This is a genomic window from Riemerella anatipestifer, from assembly GCF_009932355.1.
Taxonomy (GTDB): Bacteria; Bacteroidota; Bacteroidia; order Flavobacteriales; family Weeksellaceae; genus Riemerella; species Riemerella anatipestifer_E.
The window spans coordinates 43474-63142 of the sequence record NZ_LEKU01000020.1 but is presented as its reverse complement, the minus strand read 5'-3'; the positions used below and the strand labels follow the sequence as shown (position 1 = coordinate 63142).

Below are 19669 nucleotides of genomic sequence, written 5' to 3'. Positions count from 1 at the left end.
TATCTTCTACCTTTCAAACTGTTTTTTAAATTAGTTTAAGTCTTCAAATTCTTTGTTAGAACCTACGATAAAGTTTTGATAATCTTTAAGACCCGTTCCTGCAGGAATTCTGTGTCCTACAATTACATTTTCTTTAAGACCATTCAATTCATCTACTTTACCTGATACCGCTGCTTCGTTAAGTACCTTAGTAGTTTCTTGGAAAGATGCCGCAGACATAAATGACTTAGTTTGTAGAGCCGCTCTTGTGATACCCTGTAAAACTGGGTGCGCTGTAGCTGTAAGTGCTTCGCGAACTTCTACCAGTTTCAAGTCTTCTCTCTTAAGCTTAGAGTTTTCATCTCTTAGTTCTCTCGCTGTAATCATCTGACCTGCTTTAAGCACTTGAGAGTCTCCTGGGTCGGTAACCACCTTCATACCAAACACTCTTTCGTTCTCTTCGATAAAGTCTTGCTTATGTTCTAGACTACCTTCCAAGAACTGAGTATCTCCACCATCTACAATCTCTACTTTCGTCATCATTTGGCGAACGATGATTTCAAAGTGCTTATCATCAATCTTCACCCCTTGTAAACGGTATACCTCTTGGATCTCGTTTACCAAATATTCTTGTACCGCTGTAGGACCTTTAATTGCTAAAATATCGTTAGGCGTTACTGAACCATCTGACAATGGAGAACCTGCTCTTACGAAGTCGTTTTCTTGAACTAAGATTTGGTTAGATAATTTCACCAAGTATTTCTTAATTTCTCCTGATTTAGACTCTACGATAAGCTCACGGTTACCTCTCTTGATTTTTCCGTAAGATACTACCCCATCAATTTCGGTTACTACCGCAGGATTAGAAGGATTTCTAGCTTCGAAAAGTTCCGTTACTCTAGGAAGACCTCCCGTGATATCCCCTGCTTTTGCAGATTTTCTTGGGATTTTAATTAAAATCTTACCAGCTTTAATCTTCTCTCCATCATTTACCATTAAGTGTGCTCCCACAGGTAAGTTGTAAGATTTTTGCTCTACTCCTTTAGAATCTACCACTCTAAGAGTAGGTACCGCTTTTTTGTTTCTAGATTCAGAGATTACCTTTTCTTCAAAGCCTGTCTGTTCGTCAATTTCTAATTGGAAAGACACCCCTTTGATAATATCTTCGTACTCTACCTTACCAGAAGTTTCAGCAATGATTACCGCATTATACGGATCCCACCTTGCGATAAGGTCTCCTTTCTTCACTTTATCCCCTGGTTTCACAGAAAGTATTGAACCGTAAGGTAAGTTTGCCACCATAATAGGCGTTCTGCTAGCATTATCTGCTACCAAACGGAATTCGGTAGAACGAGACACCACGATTTCAGCTTGGTTACCTTCTTCATCTTCAGAAGTTACCGTTCTAATTTCGTCCATTTCTACGATACCATCTCTTTTAGCTACGATAGACGGATTTTCGGAAACGTTACCCGCTGTTCCCCCTTGGTGGAAGGTTCTCAAGGTAAGCTGCGTACCAGGTTCCCCAATAGACTGTGCTGCAATAACACCCACAGCTTCTCCCATATGAATCATCTTGCCTGTTGCTAAGTTTCTACCGTAACATTTAGCACAGATACCTCTCTTAGATTCACAAGTTAAAGGTGAACGAACCTCCACAGACTCTATACCAGCCTCTTCTATCTTCTTAGCTAATTCTTCATCTATAAGAACATCAGCTTCTACGATTAACTCGTCTGTTTCTGGATCATATATATCATGTAAAGAAATTCTACCTAAAATTCTTTCAGATAATCTCTCTACTATCTCGTCATTCTTTTTAAGTGGCGTTACTTCCACACCTCTTAGTGTACCACAATCGTCTTCAGTAATGATAACGTCTTGAGCCACATCTACCAACCTTCTCGTTAAGTAACCAGCATCCGCCGTTTTAAGAGCCGTATCCGCAAGACCTTTACGAGCACCGTGAGTAGAGATAAAGTACTCAAGGATAGAAAGCCCCTCTTTAAAGTTAGCTACAATAGGGTTTTCAATAATCTCTGCACCTACTGAACCTGCTTTTTGAGGTTTTGCCATTAGACCACGCATACCTGATAACTGACGAATCTGCTCTTTAGAACCCCTCGCACCAGAATCTAGCATCATATATACAGAGTTGAAACCACCTTGGTCGGTCTTCATTCTCTGCATAATCATTTCGGTAAGGTTAGCGTTAGTATTTGTCCAAACATCAATTACTTGGTTATAACGCTCAGTATCAGTGATAAGACCCATATTATAATTAGCCTTAATATCATCTACACTTTCTACCGCCGAAGCTATCATTTGTTTCTTCTCTTCTGGTACCACAATATCAGCTAAGCTGAACGATAGACCTCCTTTGAATGCATTAGAGTATCCTAGGTCTTTCATTCTATCCAAGAACTGAACTGTAGTTGGGAAATCAGTTTCTGCTAAAATTCTACCAATTACATTTCTTAACGATTTTTTCGTTAAAAGTTCATTGATGAATCCTATCTGTTCAGGTACTATCTGATTGAATAAAATTCTACCAACAGTAGTTTCAATCAGTTTAGTTACTAATTCTCCGTTTTCATTTTTTACAGGAAGTTTACACTTAACTTTAGCATTAAGCGTTACTTGTCCTTCATTATAGGCAATTTCTGCTTCCTCTGGAGAGTAGAAAGTTAAACCTTCTCCCTTCACTTTATAATCCTCCGTAGAGTGAGCTTCTTTAGTCATAAAGTAAAGCCCAAGTACCATGTCCTGAGAAGGTACCGTAATTGGAGAACCGTTAGCAGGGTTCAAGATATTCTGAGAACCTAACATTAAAAGTTGAGCCTCTAAAATAGCTTCTGGACCTAAAGGTAAGTGCACCGCCATCTGGTCACCATCAAAGTCGGCGTTGAATGCCGTAGTTACCAATGGGTGTAGTTGTATCGCTTTACCTTCAATCATTTTAGGCTGGAACGCCTGAATACCTAAACGGTGAAGCGTAGGTGCACGGTTAAGAAGTACTGGGTGACCTTTCATTACATTTTCTAGAATGTCGTACACCACAGGCTCTTTTCTATCTATAATTCTCTTCGCAGATTTTACCGTTTTTACGATACCTCTTTCGATTAGTTTTCTGATGATGAACGGCTTATAAAGCTCTGCCGCCATATCTTTAGGGATACCACACTCGTGTAGTTGTAAAGTAGGCCCTACCACAATTACCGAACGAGCAGAGTAGTCCACCCTTTTACCAAGTAAGTTCTGACGGAAACGCCCTTGCTTACCTTTTAATGAATCAGAAAGAGATTTTAATGGTCTATTAGACTCAGATTTAACCGCAGAAGATTTTCTTGTATTATCAAATAAAGAATCTACCGCTTCTTGAAGCATACGCTTCTCGTTTCTTAAGATAACTTCAGGAGCTTTAATTTCTAGAAGTCTCTTAAGACGGTTGTTTCTGATAATTACTCTTCTATAAAGGTCGTTAAGGTCTGATGTCGCAAAACGCCCACCATCTAGTGGCACTAATGGTCTTAACTCTGGTGGTATTACAGGAAGTACACGCATTACCATCCACTCTGGGCGGTTAATCATTCTCGTATTAGCATCTCTAAGAGCTTCTACTACTGATAATCTTTTTAATGCTTCTGTTCTTCTTTGCTTAGATGTTTCGTTGTGAGCTTTGTGCCTTAAATCGTAAGAAAGAGCATCTAAATCTATTCTCTTTAATAATTCTTCCACAGCCTCTGCTCCCATTTTAGCGATAAACTTATTAGGGTCAGAGTCATCTAAGTATTGATTTTCCGTAGGAAGTGTATCTAAAATATCTAAATATTCTTCCTCGGTTAAAAATTCCATTTCCTCGAAATCAGAACCGTCTAATTTTTTAGCGATACCTTGCTGAATTACCACATATCTTTCGTAGTAGATAATCATATCTAGTTTCTTAGATGGCAATCCTAGAAGATAACCTATCTTATTTGGTAAAGAACGGAAGTACCAAATATGAGCTACAGGAACTACCAAGTTGATGTGCCCTATACGCTCTCTACGCACTTTTTTCTCCGTTACTTCTACACCGCATCGGTCGCAGACAATGCCTTTATAACGAATACGCTTATATTTTCCACAAGCACACTCGTAATCCTTTACAGGACCGAATATTTTCTCACAGAAAAGCCCGTCTCTTTCAGGTTTGTGCGTTCTATAGTTAATGGTTTCTGGTTTTAATACTTCTCCTCTTGAATCTTGTAAAATAGACTCTGGTGAAGCTAAACCTATCGAGATTTTATTAAATCTACTTGTTTTATTTTTATTTGACATTTTGTTTCTTTTAAAGATTAAGAGAACCGAGAACCAAGAGAAGATGGTATTCTTTTATCTTGTATCTCATATCTCGTGTCTATTATTCCTCTAACCTTACATCTAATCCTAAACCTTGTAACTCATGAAGCAATACATTGAAGGATTCTGGAATACCCGGTTCTGGCATTGCCTCTCCTTTCGCAATAGCTTCGTAAGTTTTAGCTCTACCAATCACATCATCTGACTTCACTGTTAGGATTTCTCTCAAGATGTTAGACGCACCAAATGCTTCTAGTGCCCAAACCTCCATCTCTCCGAAACGCTGACCACCAAACTGAGCTTTACCTCCTAATGGCTGCTGCGTGATGAGAGAGTAAGGTCCAATAGAACGAGCATGCATCTTATCATCTACCATGTGACCAAGTTTCAACATATAAATCACACCTACAGTAGCTGGCTGAGTAAATCTCTCCCCTGTACCACCATCATACAGATAAGTGTTTCCGTAGATAGGTAGCCCTGCTTTTTCGGTGTACTCTGTAATTTGGTCTAGTTTAGCACCGTCAAAAATAGGCGTAGCGAACTTCAAGCCTAATTGCTTACCTGCCCAACCAAGTACCGTTTCGTAAATCTGACCGATGTTCATACGAGAAGGTACCCCTAGCGGGTTAAGTACGATGTCTACTGGCGTACCGTCTTCTAAGAAAGGCATATCTTCCTCACGAACGATTCTAGATACGATACCTTTGTTACCGTGACGTCCTGCCATCTTATCTCCTACATTTAACTTTCTCTTCTTAGCGATGTAAACTTTAGCCAACTTAATTATTCCTGAAGGAAGCTCGTCTCCGATTGAAATAGCGTATTTCTCACGGTTTTTAACTCCTTGTAAATCGTTGTACTTAATCTTATAGTTGTGAATTAATTGCTTAATTAACTCGTTTTTATCTGTATCTACTGTCCAGTCAGAACCACTTACATTTACATAATCTTCTACTGACTGAAGTAGTTTCATAGAGAACTTAGCACCTTTACCAATGATTTCTTCTCCTAAGTCGTTTTTAACTCCTTGAGATGTTTTACCATTAACAATAGTGTTTAATTTATCTAAAAGAACCGCTCTAAGCTCATTGAACTTAGTTTTATATTGGTTTTCTATTTCTTCTAGCTTGATTTTCTCTTCTGTTCTCTTCTTCTTATCCTTAATATTTCTAGAGAATAGCTTTTTGTCTATCACTACCCCTCTTAATGAAGAATCTGCCTTTAAAGAAGCGTCTTTTACATCTCCTGCTTTATCACCGAAGATAGCTCTTAATAACTTCTCTTCTGGAGTAGGGTCAGACTCTCCTTTAGGTGTGATTTTACCGATAAGAATATCACCAGGTTTTACCTCTGCTCCGATTCTTATCATACCGTTTTCATCTAGGTCTTTTGTAGCATCTTCAGAGATATTAGGAATATCTGCTGTAAGCTCCTCCATACCTAGTTTGGTATCTCTTACCTCTAAAGAATACTCATCTACGTGGATAGAAGTAAACCAGTCCTCACGAACTACTTTTTCGTTGATTACAATCGCATCCTCGAAGTTATACCCTTTCCAAGGCATGAACGCTACCACTAAGTTTCTACCTAATGCTAACTCTCCGTTTTCTGTTGCGTAACCATCACAAAGTACTTGTCCTTTTTCTACTGTATCTCCTACTCTTACAATAGGTTTAAGAGTAATAGTAGTAGATTGGTTGGTTTTTCTGAACTTAGTTAAATGATAGGTTTTAGTAGCTGATTCGAAGCTTACAATATCTTCATCTTCAGTTCTATCATATTTTATAACAATTCTCTCCGCATCTACATACTCTACAACACCAGTTCCTTCAGCATTGATTAAAATTCTAGAGTCTCTAGCCACTTGCTTTTCTAAACCTGTACCTACGATAGGTGCTTGAGGTTTTAATAATGGTACTGCCTGACGCATCATGTTAGATCCCATCAAGGCACGGTTAGCATCATCGTGTTCTAGGAAAGGAATAAGTGATGCCGAAATACCAGAAATCTGGTTAGGAGCTACATCTATTAAATCTACTTGCTCTGGTTCTACCACTGGGTAATCTCCATCTAAACGAGCAATAATTCTCTCTGTTTCAAACTTACCATCATCAGCAAGCTCTACGTTCGCTTGAGCAATAATTTTAGCTTCCTCATCTTCTGCGTTAAGATATATAGGTGCCGCATCTAAATCTACTTTACCATTTTCTACCTTACGATAAGGCGTTTCTATGAAACCTAAATTATTGATTTTAGCATAAATACCTAAAGAAGAAATCAAACCAATGTTCGGTCCTTCCGGCGTCTCAATTGGACAAATTCTTCCGTAGTGTGTATGGTGAACATCTCGAACCTCAAAACCTGCTCTTTCTCTAGAAAGACCACCAGGTCCTAAAGCTGATAATTTTCTCTTATGTGTAATCTCAGAAAGTGGATTGGTTTGATCCATAAACTGAGAAAGCTGGTTAGTTCCAAAGAATGAGTTAATTACCGATGTTAATGTTTTAGCGTTAACTAAATCTGTTGGACTAAACAATTCGTTATCACGAACATTCATTCTCTCACGGATTGTTCTTGCAATTCTAGAAAGACCTACTCCAAACTGACCTGCCAACTGCTCTCCTACCGTTCTAATTCTTCTGTTAGAAAGGTGGTCTATATCATCTACCTCTGCTTTAGAGTTAGCCAACTCTATTAAGTGTTTTACAATACTAATGATGTCCTCTTTAGTAAGTACCTCTACACTTTCGTCTACGCTAAGACCTAGCTTTTTGTTCAATCTGTAACGACCTACCTCTCCTAAAGAATATCTCTGCTCCGAGAAGAATAACTTTTCTATAATTCCTCTTGCAGTTTCTTCATCAGGTGGATCTGCGTTTCTCAACTGACGATAGATGTACTCTACCGCTTCTTTTTCTGAGTTGGTAGGGTCTTTTTGTAATGTATTTTGAATGATGGAGAACTCCTTAGTGTTTTCATTGTGGATTAAAATGGTTTTAACACCAGCCTCCAAAATCAAATCTAAATGTTCTTTTTCAAGAACGGTTTCTCTATCTAAGATAATTTCGTTTCTTTCTACAGAAACTACCTCACCTGTATCTTCATCTACGAAATCTTCAAACCAAGTATTAAGAACTCTAGCTGCTAAAGTTCTACCTTCTACTTTTTTAAGAGCCGCTTTAGACACTTTAACCTCTTCCGCCAAGTCGAATATCTGAAGAATTTCCTTATCAGACTCGTAACCGATAGCTCTAAGTAAAGTGGTTAATGGTAATTTTTTCTTACGGTCTATATAAGCGTACATTACGCTGTTGATATCCGTAGTAAATTCCATCCAAGACCCTTTAAATGGGATAATTCTAGAATAGTATAATTTAGTACCATTAGCGTGGTAAGTCTGCCCGAAGAATACCCCTGGAGATCTATGCAACTGTGTTACTACCACACGCTCTGCACCATTGATGATAAATGAACCACTAGGCGTCATATAAGGTACTGTACCTAGATATACATCTTGGATTACCGTTTGGAAATCATCGTACTCTGGGTCTGTACAGTATAATTTTAATCTTGCCTTTAATGGCACAGAATAAGTAAGCCCTCTCTCTACACACTCATCTATAGAATAGCGAGGAGAATCTACTAAGTAATCTAAAAACTCTAGTACAAACTGGTTTCTAGAATCTGTAATTGGGAAATTTTCTTGGAAGGTTTTGTAAAGTCCTTCGTTCACTCTCTGCTCCGGAAGTGTGTCTAGCTGAAAGAACTCCTTAAAGGATTGAATTTGGATATCCAAAAAGTCTGGCGTCTCCACTCTTCCTTTAGCCGACGAGAAATTAATTCTTTGATTTCCCTGAGCTTTTTGTGTCGTCTTTGATTTACTCATAAAACTTTTAGAAGATTGTTGGTTTAAAAATATTTTGTTACTCTTTTTAAAAATATCAGAAAGCTATTCAGGCATCATTTCCTAAAAAACTTTCTAACTGCAACTCCGGTATATCTTTTCACGGCGTAGTGCAAAATATTTTCAATTTTCTCATTAGATAGATAATACCTTGAAATACAACAGAACAAAACCCTAAATCCCTAAGGATAAGAGTTTTGTATTCTTATTTTATATTTCAGAAGTGTATATCACTCAAAATGAACTGCAAAGATATATTTTTTTATTAAACCTCACAAACCTTCTATCCTCTAAATTATCACCTTATAAAATTTGCATATCTAAAAAATAGCTTATACATTTGTCTCTTCTTTATGCAATACACTATCAACGACATACAAGAAAATGTGAAAAAGTTACAGAATTATTTGGCTGTTCCAAATAATTTCGTAAACACACACAGGTAGTTTCGTGGGTATGTGCTATATTATCTAGAAAATTATTTCAACCTTTATTGTTAATTATAAATAGAGTTCCACCAATTTTTATTGGGGCTTTTTGTGTTTAGACCATTCCAATTTTAGCTTTCATCAATATCTACTAAAAGCACCATTGTTTTGTCTTAAAACATGGTCGTTCTTGTTGGGTGATTTTAGTGTTCAGAAGAAGCGTTCTGCTCTTTCTGTTTTAGCCTTTCCTCTCGTTTTGTGTGTGTTTAGAGGGGAAAGGCGTTTTTTAAGGTTAGAAGTTAGATATGAGAGATTAGATTTTAGATAACCATTGAACATTAACAATTAACCATTAAATACTAGATTATGTCTATTAAGTACAAAACTATTCAGAAAGCCCAGCCAGGTGTGGCGGGCGGAGGCGACAAAAAATTCTATGCATCGCCTGTGTATCAAGGAGAGAAAACTCTAGAGTCTTACCAAAGACATCGAGAAGATTTCTACCGTAAGTGGGGCGGACATTAGAGCGGTGCTTTATGCACTCGTAGATGTAATGCAAACCTCATTATCAGAAGGACGAATTGTAAGGCTAGGCGAACTCGGCAGTATGAGAGTGAGCCTTAGCAGTGAGGGCAAAGCTAAGGAAGAGGAAGTAACTTCGGCAGCGATTAGAAACACAAAAGTACTATTTACCCCGGGGTCTGACCTTAAAAAGATACTACAAACGCTGAAGTTTGAGAAAGCCTAGCCACCCACAAAAAATTTCCTAGCTAGGAAATCTTAATTCCCTAGTTAGGAAATTCTAAACGCCACGCTAGGGAATTTTTAACCCAAAGAACAACAAAGAAAAAATTAAACAAAATCATTAACAATTTTTAAAATTAAATATTATGAAAACAACAGCTACAAAATTAAGTGTACTCGCCTTTTTAGGTTTAGGCTTAGCAGTTTATGGGCAAAGTGGTAAAGTAGGGGTTAATATCTCCTTACCTAGAGCTACTTTAGATGTTCAGCCCAATGCAACCAATAGCCAAGATAACGCCAAGACTAACGAAGGGATTTTAGCTCCCCAATTAAGTAAAACTCGTGTGGCAAGTATCGAAGCTCCTGTAGAAGGAACTCTAGTGTATGTAATAGATGACGCTACTAAGACCAATGGGGCTATAAGCAATTATACAGGTAATGATACCAAAGTAGCTAAAATCACAGAAAAGGGTTATTACTATTACAATGGTACAGAGTGGGTAAAGAGTACAGGAAACAATGATGATATTTGGCAAAAACAAAACAGCGGAAACATTAGACTTATAGATTCTGAGATTAAGGATATTGTACAATATACTCCTACTGGAAGCTACCAAAAATACCCTAAGACTCAATCTATATTTCAAGATTATAATAGTGTAACAAATCAAATACAGACTAAAAACATTTCAGAACTTAGTGGTAATTTCATATTTTTAAATTCTTCTTCCTCTCCTACATCTAATGATATTTATGGAGATATATCAGGCTGGGGGGAACATTACATATATAATGTTGATAAGATTGAAGGTAACACCGGAACTAATGGGAATTTCATAGGACAAAATCACAGGCTTATCATTCCTACAGATACTTCTATCCCTGTAAGGCTTGTACGAACTGGTAGTTTTACCGCGGAGAAGCTAGATAATGGAAACACTCTTGAGTTAACCTCTATAGCTGCAAGAACTTTTGATGTAGGAGGAGGAAATACAAGAGACATTCGTGGAGCCGGCATTGCTACGAGCATTCAAAAACCAGCAGGTTCTATTAAAAATGCCTATGGAAGTTTATCTCTTTTTTCTACTCTAGAACAAAATATTGCCCCTATTGAGCAACTTATAGGAGTTTATTCAGTTAGAAGTCTTAAAGGGTCAGGTAATATAATTGATTCTTATGGCTTTTTTTCAAGAAGTGATACTTCAACTTATTCAGGAACAATAACTAATTCGTATGATTTTTATGCTACTGGAAATGTAAGAAATGCGACCAATCAGTATGGTATTTATATCAATGGTTCTGAAAAAACAAATTATATAGAAGGTAAAACAGGTATAGGCGTTACAGCTCCTACCGAAAAACTAGAAGTTGCAGGTAATGTAAAAGCCACGGGTTTTGTAGGTACTAATGCCGCTATCTTCCCAGACTATGTGTTCCAAAAGTATTATACAGGTACTTCTAGCCTAAAGGCAGATTATAGCTTTAAAACCCTAAGCCAAGTAGAAGATTTTGTAAAGACTAATGGACATTTGCCAGGGTATAAGTCCGCCGCAGAAATTAAAAACAAGGTTATATAGACCTTATGGCTACCCAGCTCACCAATGTAGAGAAGATAGAAGAACTCTATTTACACAGCATAGAGCAAGACAAAGCCCTAAAAGCTAAAGATGCCGAAATTAAAGAACTCAAAGAAAGGTTATCTAAAATAGAAGCACTATTGTCTAAGTAATTTTTTTATCCCTCCAAATCTACTGGAGGGATTTTTTGTTGCTTCTCATAAAAGCTTTCTTAGATAGTAAAACTTTTTTAAAACCAATTATTACTCTAAATTTGCACCGCATTAAAAATAAAGTAAAACCATGAAATACCTTATCGTAGGGCTTGGCAACAAAGGAGACGAGTACACAGAAACTCGCCACAATGTAGGCTTTAAAGTTGTAGAAAAAATTGCAGAAAGCATAGAGGCTCCTTTTAAAACAGCTAACTTTGGCTGGGTAGCAGAGGGTAAATATAAGGGCAGAAAAGTAATATTACTAAAACCCGACACCTATATGAATTTAAGCGGTAACGCCGTGAAGTTTTGGCTAAAAAAAGAGAACATTCCGCTAGAAAATTTGCTTGTCATCACCGATGATTTAGCCTTGCCTTTCGGTACGCTTAGAATGAAAATGAAAGGCTCAGACGCAGGACATAATGGACTAAAAAATATCCAAGAACTCCTACAAACGCAAAACTACCCAAGATTAAGGTTTGGTATTTCTGCCAATTTCTCCGAAGGTAAACAAGTGGATTATGTACTCGGCAAATGGACCGAGGAAGAACAAAGCAAACTCCCAGAACGCCTAGAGCAATTTACTAAGGCTTCTTTAGCTTTTGTTTTCGCAGGTATCCAAAATGCGATGACAGGCTTTAATGGAAAGTAATCCGCTTCGCTAAATTTCCTTTTTATAGATAGTGTACTCCTTGTACATTCTGTGGTTAGGCAAACGCTCTATCTCTGCACGCATCTTGTGGTTTTCTCTCATAATTAAGTGGCTATCTACCGATCTAAAGCCTAGCTTAATTGCAGAACCAAAAAGGTGCGTTGCCAAAACCGCATCTAGACCTTTGTTTTGATAATCTGGTGCAATACCGCCTAACAATAGCACCAATCGTTTAGATGTTTTAGACGCTCTCAAAATATGGAACCAACCCAATGGCAACAGTCTCCCTTTAGCCTTTTTAATCCCTTGGCTTAGGTCTGCCATCGCTATCACAAACGCCACTACCCTCCCCGAACCATCGCTAATAATTTTAATTAACTTAGGATTTAATAATGGGAGAAAACGGTTGGCAAACTCGTCCATTTCTTCCTCTGAAATAGAAGTAAAGCCATAGATTTCTTGATAAGTAGCATTGATAAGGTTAAACACCGACTTCACAAAAGGCTTCACCTGTTTCGTAGAAGTGAACTGATGTACCGTGATGTTCATTCTGCTTTGTATTCTTTCCGTAAAAGCCTCGTAGCGTTCGGTAATTTTAGAAGTTAGCGGAACATCATATTGACACAACTCCACAAAAGAACTGTACCCCGAAGCCAAAATCATTCTAGACATATACTCAAAGCTAGAGTTGGTAATCATCATCGTAGGTTCAGAGAATCCTTTGGTAAGAAACCCTTGAGGCTCTTTGTCGGAAAATCCCATCGGTCCAATAAGCTCTTCGCAACCTTTAGACTTTGCCCATTGTTCTACCTCTTTTAGTAACGCCGAGAATACGGCTTCGTCCTCATAACATTCAAAATAGCTAAATCTTGCTGTCTTAAGGTTTTGTTTTTTATTATACTCATGTGGTATAATCCCCATAATTCTACCTACTGCTTTTCCATTTTGGTAAGCTAATAATAGAATGGTGTCGTTATGCTGAAATGCGGGGTTTCTCTTAGGATTAAAAAACTTCTCTTCATCTATGTAGAGAGGCGGTAGCCACTCCTGATGATTATGGTGTATCTTCTCTGGAAGGTAGATAAAAGTATTGAGTTCTTTAGCTCCTTCTACTTGTTTTATAGTGATTTCCATTGTTTTCGTTTTTTTATAAAAAATAAAGTCATACTTGAACTAAGCAAGTAAACCAATACTCCTGTAACTCCTCCCGCCAAAACATCTACCGCATAATGTGCTTTGATATACACCGTAGAGAAAACAAGAATAAATGTAAATGGCAATATTAAGAAAAATAATTTTCTGTAATGTTTAAATAGCCAAATCAGAACGACTACACTTACGCCCACATGAGAGCTAGGAAATGCCGCCGTAGGAGCTTCGCCCATCAATTGGATTTGTTTTACTGCCATTCCAAAAAGACCATAAGCTTCTACCGTATTGCTAGGATATGGGAAATAAAACTGTGGCCCTTCCGCTGGAACAAAAATAAAAATAGTGTAATAGATAACAAAAGCTGTTATCAATAAAGAACCAAAAAACTCCAATAGATTAGGCTTGTACTTAAAAAGCATTCCCATCACAATGAGAGGCATCAGGTAATAGAAGAAATACCCTAAGAACATCAGTTCACTAAACCAAGGATAATCAAAAACCTTAGAAAACTCTAGCGAAGGCTGAAAGCCAAACAAAAGGTGGTCTATCTCAACTAGCCAACTATCTATTTTATCAAAAAACATAAGATTGAGTTGTGCCGTCTCCTTATAAACCATACCTAAAAAGGCATAGGCTAGCAACCAGCTTACCAGTACTTTTATTTTTGGATAGTTTTTCAGTTGATTATCAAAAAATAAAGCCGCTAAAAACACTGCAAAAAAATAAAATCTCCCTTCTAATATTGGTATAAGAAAAAAGCCATCGGGTTTTACCAACAACACCAAAACTAGCGTAACCACCATATAAAAGGTTAAACTAAACCAACACAACGAAATCCCCCCTAATATTTTCTTCATAGATAAAAAAGCCCCCAAAGATACAAGATTTATGTTTAAGGACAATTAAAAATAAAAGTTGGGCTTCAGCTTTATAAACTGACGCCCAACCTCTAGTGAAAAACTTATAAAATGAAATTAAATTGCTTTACCATGACCAAGCTCTATATGAGAATGTTGGTCTTTTTCATAATCTTTATAAGATGTTCTAAACCCTAGTAACACTACTTCTATATCTTCCTCCTTAGCTCTTACATTAGCAAAGTCTTGTATTAACTCTAATACATCTGTAGTAATATAAGAGGTATTTCTAGCATCTATAGTTACTTTAGAGTTTGGTTTTATATTTTTTAAAGTCTTCTTGATTGCCGCTTTGTTAAGGAACGAAACCTCTTCTGCTAATCTTATGGTAATTTCATCAGCTTCGTCTAACTCTTCACGGCTAAAGTAGTACGCTCTTTTCATATTCCCTTGTAAAATATAGAATATAGAAATCGCCATACCTACTCCCACTCCTTTCAGTAAGTCTGTAGCCACAACTGCAACTACCGTAGCTATGAAAGGAATGAATTGGTACTTCCCTTTATGCCAAAAATGAGCAATTGTAGATGGTTTTGCTAATTTATATCCTACCAAAAGAAGTACTGCTGCTAAAGTAGCCAAAGGTATCTTATTAAGAATAACAGGTATAGATACTGCACAAACTAATAACAATACCCCATGTATAATAGCCGAAACTTTAGATGTAGCTCCCGCATTGGCATTAGCTGAAGAACGAACCACTACCGAAGTCATTGGAAGCCCCCCAATAAAGGCACTCACCATATTACCTATCCCTTGAGCTCTAAGCTCTAAGTTGGTATCTGTAATTCTTCTTTTATTATCTAATCTATCTGCTGCTTCAATACACAATAATGTTTCTATAGAAGCTACAATAGCTATAGTAGCCCCCACTACCCAAATTTGGGGGTTAGTAAATCCTGAAAAATCAGGCAATACAATCATATTTTTAAAATCTTCAGCAGATTGAGGTACTGGCAGATTAACTAAATGTTCTTCACTTATCGCTAAAGAGCTTCCACTAGCCTTGAAAAACTCATTTAATAAAATACCTACCGCTACCGCCACTAATGCTCCTGGTAACATTTTAAGTTTTCTAAGTGCTGCCACATTGTCCCACAACAAAAGAATCGCAAGAGAAACTAATGTTACTATAATTGCCCCCATATGCACCGATGAGCTAAGATTTTGAAGATAGCTAGATATAGAATCAAGATTATAGCCGTTGTCAAAAATGGTTTCATTTCCTTCAAAATCACTATCATATCCTAAAGCGTGCGGGATTTGTTTCATAATAATGATAACTCCAATACCAGCAAGCATACCTTCTATCACATTAGTAGGGAAATAATTAGAAATACTACCTGCACGCACAAATCCTAAAATCAACTGTATTACACCTGCTATAATACCCGCGCAAAGAAAAAGCTCAAACGCTCCTAAATCTGTAATAGCTGTAAGGATAATCGCTGTTAAACCAGCAGCAGGTCCTGATACTGATATATGCGAATTACTAATATAACCTACCACAATACCACCTATAATACCAGAAATAATACCAGAAAGCGGCGGTGCTCCAGATGCTAATGCAATTCCTAAACACAATGGTAATGCTACCAAGAATACCACAAGTCCTGAAGGAAAGTTTTCTTTAAAACCTCCTAATAAAGATGTCTTTTTCATTTTAAATATTGAAATAATTAGAACTCTCGTTTCTACAATAACCAATAACCTCTCTAAGAGAATTTACCGTTATTTCAAACGACTAAAAATTGATAAAATATCAAGCTGAACCTCCTCAGATAAGAAGAGATAGTAGTAATATTATGCTTCTGGAGGCGTATAATGCACCGATAAGAACGGTGAGAGAAGAGCTGCATCATCAGAACTTATAAACACTCTACTGGCGTATTTATAGCTAGACAACAAGGAAAAATCCTGCAAACTCATAACTTCCGAAATCATTTTCTCCGAAAACGAAATGGTTTCTCCAAACTGTGTTTCTTCTTCAGAGATTGTAAAAGTAACTATTGAAATGTCTTCACCAAACATCTTGGCGATACTTGGTAACGCCATAAAGTTTAGGAAAATCATCAACAATAAAATACTTTTAAACCTCATCTAAAAAACTTTTAAGGGTTTAGATTTTTGTTATTTCTTCTACTCATTACCCAATCAGAATCTGTTAGATTGTAGATTTTTTGAATATCCTTAAGCGTCTTAGCAAAATCAAGATTCAAATCTATCAACTTCCCAGTTCTTAAATCAAACACCCACCCGTGTACAATAGGAAACTCCTCTAAAATGTATCTTTCTTGCACACACGCCATTTTAATTACATTGATGCATTGCTCTTGAACATTCAGCTCTACCAATCTATCGAAACGCTTATGTTCGTCTTCGATAGCGTCTAGCTCTGCTTGGTGTAATCTGTAAACATCTCTAATGGTTCTCAACCAAGGATTAAGCAATCCTAAATCCTGAGAAGACATAGCAGCTTTTACACCTCCACAGTTATAATGCCCACATACCACAATATGCTTTACTTTAAGATGCTCTACGGCATATTGTATAACAGCTGTAGAACTCATATCTAAAGTATTTACCACATTAGCTATATTTCTGTGAACAAACACTTCGCCCGGCTGAGCCCCCATTAACTCCTCTGCTGTTGCTCTACTATCCGAACACCCAATGTAAAGAAAATCTGGAGTTTGATTTTTAGCTAAATTTTTGAAAAAATCAGCATCTCCACCCAGTTTACTTTCTACCCACTTTTTGTTGTTTTCGAAAATTACTTCATACGAATTTGGCATAATATATAAATTTTAAAATTAGTCTCCTCGTTTTAAATAATTTTCAAACTACCGTCAACACCCTAGGGTATCAAGAATTATGCAAATATAATGTTTTTGAACCAATTAAAGTATTTTTTAACACTTTTTATAATTAAACTTTATGATTAATATATCCTTCCGTTGCTTGGTCGTTAGGTATAATTTGTGCTGGATTCCCCATAACTACAGAACCACTAGGTACATCGGTATTCACATACGCATTAGGAGCAACAAGTACATTACTCCCTACGGTTATTCCACCTACAATTACAGCATTAGCCCCAATCCAAACTTCATCTCCAATGGTAGGCACGCCCTGTTTTTTACCTCGGTTCTGCTGACCTATGGTAACCCCTTGTGCTATATTACAATTTTTACCAATAATGGTTTTCGGATTGATAACTACCGCTCCCCAATGCCCTAAATAAAAGCCTTCGCCTATTTGAGTTTCAGGATAAATCTGAAAACCGTATTTTATCTGATAGCGTCTAAGAATAAATCGTACAATGAACCCCAAAAAAGGAGTACTTCTGTATTTCTGTGCTTTACGAAACCAATAAATATAGTGAAGATTAGGGCTGAAACATTTTTTCAAAATCTGAATCCCAGAAAGCCACTTTCCACTCTCTCGGTAGAAGTCTTTTTGTATAGTAGTGTAATTCATCTAAGGTCGCTTGATAAACTTATGGCAAAGATAGAGAAATATCTCTATAATATCCAGATCGTGCGTGAGGGCGAAGGGCATTGTGGGAGCTCATCTTATAAAAAATGGAAGGAATTAGCCTTTGGATTTTATAAGATAGCGACTGCCAGAAGACCGACCCGAGCCTAAGCCATCGCAAGGACTAGGGGCACGCCCTAATAAAAAAACAGTTCTAACTATCTAATATTTGCATTATCTTCTCCACAGAATTGGTAAGACTGAATGGCATTTGGTAATCTTTTAGTTTTTCTTGATATGGTTGAAAATACTGTGGATTGGTAAGTGCCTTTTTCATTCCTTGGTAAATACCTTCTTCTGAATTATCTACCACAAGCCCCAAATCACCGTCTAAAAGCATCTCCCTAACCCCAGAAACATCTGTTGCAATAATATTCTTTCTCAAAGTAATCGCTTCAAACAATACGGTAGGGTAGCCCTCGTACCGTGAACTTAGAATATAGAAATCGGCATTTTTGAAATACGGATACGGATTATCTGTAAAGCCTAACATCTCCGCCGTGCTATCTATTCCAAGTTCTGTTTTGAGTTTTTGGATATTATCAAAATCATAGCCATCTCCTAAAATTTGTACACGATGTGGCAAACCTTCGTCTAAGAGCTTTTTGTGGACTTTTAGAAGTCTATCAAACCCCTTTTGAGGAAATACTGTACCCACGGATACAAAGGTAGGCAGATTTGTGTGTGATAATTTCCCCAGCTCACTTTTATTAAGAATTTCTTGTGTGTCTAGTGGATTGTAAATCCTAATGATTTTATTTTTTTCTGTCTCGTTTTGAGCTAAACCGTCAAAGTCTTTCTGAATATGCTCAGATATGACCATAATCTTATCATATCCAAAAAACTTTCTAATTTCAGCATCAGTATAATTGTGAAATTCGGTCTTTCTTAAATCGTTATGTATCCAGATGATTTTCTTAGATTGTTTCAATGGCGAATTTAACACTTCATCTCTAAAACCGTGAATAGCGGCTAATTCTACATCGTACTTTTTACCTTTGAGAATAAAATGATAAAGTAATTTTGGAAACTTTTTTAATATTCCTTGATAAATGACTCTAAACGCTTTTTGAGGGATATCCTGCAAACGATTAGTGGTTATCATTTCCCCTTTGTTTAGATACAAGATATTAACCCAACTAGGGACTTCCGATAAATACTTCCCCGAGTATAGATTGAGTAATAAATCTACTTCATACTTATCTGGTGGAAGATTTTTAAGAAAAGTTACCAGCACCTTCTCCGCTCCACCGTGTCTCAATGAACCTATACGAATGAGAAGTTTCTTTTTTCCATCACTCATATCTATCTTTTTAAGGTTTTTAAATAAGTAATAAAACTTTCGTTAAACTTAACGACTGCCTTTTGATTAAGATGATTACTGTCGTAAAAGTCTATAGTATCGTTTAAAGGTAATTCGCCATAAAAATTCTTATAAGTCCCCATAGTTGATAGAAGACTATCCACCGATTTGTTATTCGTTTTAGACTCATAAAGTTTTTTGGTAATAGGGGCTTGAACTAAAATATAGGGTATATTTCTTTTCTTGATATAGTCTAAGTTTTCCTTCAGAGCCTCAATTTGTTTAGGGTTAAGCTCCCACTTGCCTTTTGCTTCTTCTAGCATTGGGTTTTTTCTAAACTTTGTTTCCACAAAACCACCTCCCTGTACATAAACATCATCATTTTGAATGTTCGGTTCAGAAAAAGTTTTATTTAAGCCTAACAGCTGTCTATATAAACCATAAATAGCCGTATTAAAAACCGCTAAGTGCCTAGTACGCCGTACCATTTCAATAGCATTAGCATCTATTTTATTGTTACTTAACATATCTAAAGAAGACTCTACACCATCAGCCGAAAGCGTTCCTGCATACACCTCGTAAACTATCATTTTAGGTTTTATCCTATCCAAATATTGCTTGAGCACCACCTGTGTATTGATAGGAGATTGCGAACTAGAACCTAAATTAAATGAAGAAATACCATTTTTACTAAACACCCTAGTATCAAAACCTCGATAAGCGTGTGATGACCCTAAAAATAAAATATCTGGACTTTTTTCTAGATTGCCAACATCTTTGGTTCTGGAAAACAAATGACCATAGCACCCCACACAGTTTCTCACATTTTTAGCCATAAATGGTGGCATTACTTGGCTCCATATTGGCAAAACTACCACATAAAACACACTTCCAAAAACGGAGAAAAATATAATCTTTTTTATAAATGATTTCATATC

At 36.9% G+C, this 19669-nt stretch carries 13 protein-coding genes and 1 pseudogene; 4 read left to right on the top strand and 10 right to left on the bottom strand.

Annotated elements, in window-relative coordinates; translation table 11 throughout:
- Window positions 1-30: 30 nt before the first annotated feature.
- Both rpoC and rpoB read right to left on the bottom strand, forming a co-directional pair.
- Window positions 31-4299, bottom strand: coding sequence for a DNA-directed RNA polymerase subunit beta' (gene rpoC / locus GXW81_RS07720; RefSeq protein WP_161531851.1), 4269 nt, complete (start codon window positions 4297-4299; stop codon window positions 31-33).
- Between the two features lie 82 nt (window positions 4300-4381).
- On the bottom strand, window positions 4382-8209 hold the full coding sequence (gene rpoB, locus GXW81_RS07715; RefSeq protein WP_014937419.1) for a DNA-directed RNA polymerase subunit beta: 3828 nt from the start codon (window positions 8207-8209) through the stop codon (window positions 4382-4384).
- Window positions 8210-9021: 812 nt separating this feature from the next.
- Here rpoB and GXW81_RS07710 point away from each other — a divergent pair.
- The 4 genes and pseudogenes from GXW81_RS07710 to pth all read left to right on the top strand — a co-directional run bounded on the left by GXW81_RS07710 (window position 9022) and on the right by pth (window position 11822).
- Window positions 9022-9403, top strand: a pseudogene (locus tag GXW81_RS07710) (HU family DNA-binding protein).
- A gap of 142 nt (window positions 9404-9545) precedes the next feature.
- Window positions 9546-10976, top strand: a complete 1431-nt coding sequence (locus GXW81_RS07705; protein WP_161531850.1) for a hypothetical protein — start codon at window positions 9546-9548, stop codon at window positions 10974-10976.
- A gap of 5 nt (window positions 10977-10981) precedes the next feature.
- The gene (locus tag GXW81_RS07700; RefSeq protein ID WP_161531849.1) at window positions 10982-11128 is read left to right on the top strand and encodes a hypothetical protein; all 147 of its coding nucleotides are present in this window, start codon (window positions 10982-10984) and stop codon (window positions 11126-11128) included.
- 130 nt (window positions 11129-11258) lie between these two features.
- On the top strand, window positions 11259-11822 hold the full coding sequence (pth, locus tag GXW81_RS07695) for an aminoacyl-tRNA hydrolase (RefSeq protein WP_014937982.1): 564 nt from the start codon (window positions 11259-11261) through the stop codon (window positions 11820-11822).
- 9 nt (window positions 11823-11831) lie between these two features.
- Here the strand turns inward: pth and GXW81_RS07690 are convergent, their stop codons facing one another.
- The 8 genes from GXW81_RS07690 to GXW81_RS07655 all read right to left on the bottom strand — a co-directional run bounded on the left by GXW81_RS07690 (window position 11832) and on the right by GXW81_RS07655 (window position 19666).
- Complete coding sequence (locus GXW81_RS07690; protein WP_064969650.1) at window positions 11832-12956, bottom strand: hypothetical protein; 1125 nt, start codon at window positions 12954-12956, stop codon at window positions 11832-11834.
- Window positions 12941-13831, bottom strand: a complete 891-nt coding sequence (locus GXW81_RS07685) for a phosphatase PAP2 family protein (protein ID WP_225908212.1) — start codon at window positions 13829-13831, stop codon at window positions 12941-12943. The genes GXW81_RS07690 and GXW81_RS07685 overlap by 16 nt, the downstream gene beginning before the upstream one ends.
- A 117-nt stretch (window positions 13832-13948) precedes the next feature.
- Window positions 13949-15553, bottom strand: coding sequence for a SulP family inorganic anion transporter (locus GXW81_RS07680; RefSeq protein ID WP_014937979.1), 1605 nt, complete (start codon window positions 15551-15553; stop codon window positions 13949-13951).
- Between the two features lie 141 nt (window positions 15554-15694).
- Window positions 15695-15991 (bottom strand): hypothetical protein, encoded by a 297-nt coding sequence (locus tag GXW81_RS07675; RefSeq protein WP_026090396.1) that lies wholly within the window; start codon window positions 15989-15991, stop codon window positions 15695-15697.
- A gap of 11 nt (window positions 15992-16002) precedes the next feature.
- Window positions 16003-16686: a carbonic anhydrase gene (locus GXW81_RS07670; RefSeq protein WP_154137853.1), complete on the bottom strand. Its 684-nt coding sequence runs from the start codon at window positions 16684-16686 to the stop codon at window positions 16003-16005.
- Between the two features lie 133 nt (window positions 16687-16819).
- A complete protein-coding gene (locus tag GXW81_RS07665) occupies window positions 16820-17371 on the bottom strand; it encodes a serine O-acetyltransferase (RefSeq protein ID WP_161531848.1) in 552 nt (183 codons plus the stop codon).
- A gap of 211 nt (window positions 17372-17582) precedes the next feature.
- Window positions 17583-18731, bottom strand: coding sequence for a glycosyltransferase (locus GXW81_RS07660; RefSeq protein WP_161531847.1), 1149 nt, complete (start codon window positions 18729-18731; stop codon window positions 17583-17585).
- A 2-nt stretch (window positions 18732-18733) separates the two neighbouring features.
- Window positions 18734-19666, bottom strand: coding sequence for a hypothetical protein (locus tag GXW81_RS07655; RefSeq protein ID WP_161531846.1), 933 nt, complete (start codon window positions 19664-19666; stop codon window positions 18734-18736).
- Window positions 19667-19669: the final 3 nt, after the last annotated feature.